The following is a 232-nucleotide window of genomic DNA, read 5'->3' on the forward strand; positions in this document are numbered from 1 at the left end:
GACAGCCTGCTCGACCGAAGGTGCGCGCGTGCCAAACCGACTGGCGATGGGGCGCAGATAGACGCCACGACCGGCGCGGATGAGCTGCCCGCGCTCGGACAGACGCGACAATGCCTGATCCACGGCCGCCCGGTTTCCGAGGTGGAGCAGGCCCTTGGCGGACACGGGCATCCCTTCGGGAAGTCCCGTCGCATGTGCCAGAATCTGTTCGGTCAGCCGTGTCATCGTCTTT

The 232-nt window shown here is 66.4% G+C and carries 1 protein-coding gene; it reads right to left on the reverse strand.

The genetic code is table 11. The annotated features are described in order from the left end of the window. Positions 1-225: DUF6088 family protein (locus tag HBA93_RS23825; RefSeq protein WP_221724854.1), on the reverse strand; the 225-nt coding region annotated here is incomplete at its 3' end. Positions 226-232 lie beyond the last annotated feature (7 nt).

Origin of the sequence: Ochrobactrum sp. SFR4 (assembly GCF_019730395.1) — a bacterium.
Taxonomy (GTDB): domain Bacteria; phylum Pseudomonadota; class Alphaproteobacteria; order Rhizobiales; family Rhizobiaceae; genus Pseudochrobactrum.